Genomic DNA, 1,451 nt, shown 5'->3' on the forward strand with positions numbered 1-1,451 from the left:
GGCTCTTCGCGTTTCGTGGTGAATACCAGCCCGCTGAGATGAATTCATGCCACCGTCCGGGCGGCACTTCTTAGCAGGATACGTGATTGGTAGTTGGTTGGGTTGCGGAACCCGCGGGCAATCCTTTTGATGTTTTTGATCATGGTGTTGGCGGCCTCGACTTTCGCTGTCGTCACCCGGGTGGCGAGTAGTGTTTGGATCTCGGGCCACCACTTGGTCACCGTGGCCAACAGTCGGTCGGTTTCCTTCATCGCGGCCGCCTTGACCTGGCGCTCGAAGAAGATTTTCCGGTCTTCCACGCTGGCCGGGTTGGTGGCGGAGAGCATCAGACGGAGGGCTTCCTTGACGCCCCAGGCTGCGACGAGTTCCTGGCTCGGGTCATCCGTGGCGAAGACGTCATCAAGGCGTTTCTTGCCAGCGTCGGAGAGTGTGTCGTAGCCGCGCAGCAGCAACAACCTGTGGGCCCATGCCTTGTCTGTTTTCAGGCCTCGGCGCCCGTTCTGCTCGCGGGAGACGCGTTGGCGGACCTGGGTGAGCATGTCGTTGGCCAAAAGCACCAAGTGGAAGTGATCGACGCTGACGGCGGCGTCGGGCAGGTTCTCGCGCAGGGCCTTTCGGAAAGCGGCTGACGGGTCGATGCCGACGGTCTCAATGCAGGAAAGCCACGCGGTGGGGCGGGCTTTGAGCCAGGCCCCGATCCCGCGGCTGTCGCGGCCGTCAACGATGCCCAGAACCTGGCCGGTGTCGACGTCCACGATGGTTGACATCCACGGCTCGTACCGGGTCCATTTCTTGCTCTGCTGGTCTTGAAGCCAGCGCACGGAACGGTAGCGGTGCTCGTCAATCCCGAGTCGTGCCGGGGCTAGTAAGTCCACGGAGGGCAGCGCCGCGGCGGCGGCGACCACGACGGTGTTGACCAGCCACCAAGAGACGCCGAATGCTGTCGCGACTTCGGATGCGGCCCGGCCGGAATCGATGACGGCGTTCTTGAGGGTTTCCTTCAGCCGTGCGGTGGAACGGGCGAACCGCGGCACTTGAGGTGTCGACTCGGAAAATGTCTTTCGGACACAAAGAGTCTCGTCGCAAAAGAGCCGGCGCTTGGCCCACATGAGCCTCACCCGACCGGCGACAAGGATGTCCCGAACCCGCTGGATCCGGCGCGAATGGACCCGGGAGGCCAGGACGGCACAGCCAGGGCAAGCTGCTGGGAAGTCGGAGGCCACCGTGACGACACGGATGCTGGCATCACGATCATGGACGACGGAGATGACCCGGTAATCGGGGAGATTGAAGAGTGTCGTGGCCGCAGACGGGCACGACTGGGTAGGCTGATTCAAGGCTCGTGGTTCCTGACCTGGGAAGAATGCTTAGACACATCCATCTCAGCAGGGCCACGAGCTCCTACTTTGCTACGACACGAACCCCGGTTTCACCACGAACCGTGAAGAGCC

1 protein-coding gene is annotated in these 1,451 nt (G+C 62.5%); it reads right to left on the reverse strand.

Annotated features, from left to right (window positions below):
* Nucleotides 1–44 precede the first annotated feature (44 nt).
* On the reverse strand, nucleotides 45–1,337 hold the full coding sequence (locus CVV68_RS22900) for an ISL3 family transposase (protein ID WP_110503277.1): 1,293 nt from the start codon (nucleotides 1,335–1,337) through the stop codon (nucleotides 45–47).
* Nucleotides 1,338–1,451: the final 114 nt, after the last annotated feature.

The sequence above is a fragment of the Arthrobacter livingstonensis genome (assembly GCF_003219815.1).
In the GTDB taxonomy this organism is placed as follows: Bacteria; Actinomycetota; Actinomycetes; order Actinomycetales; family Micrococcaceae; genus Specibacter; species Specibacter livingstonensis.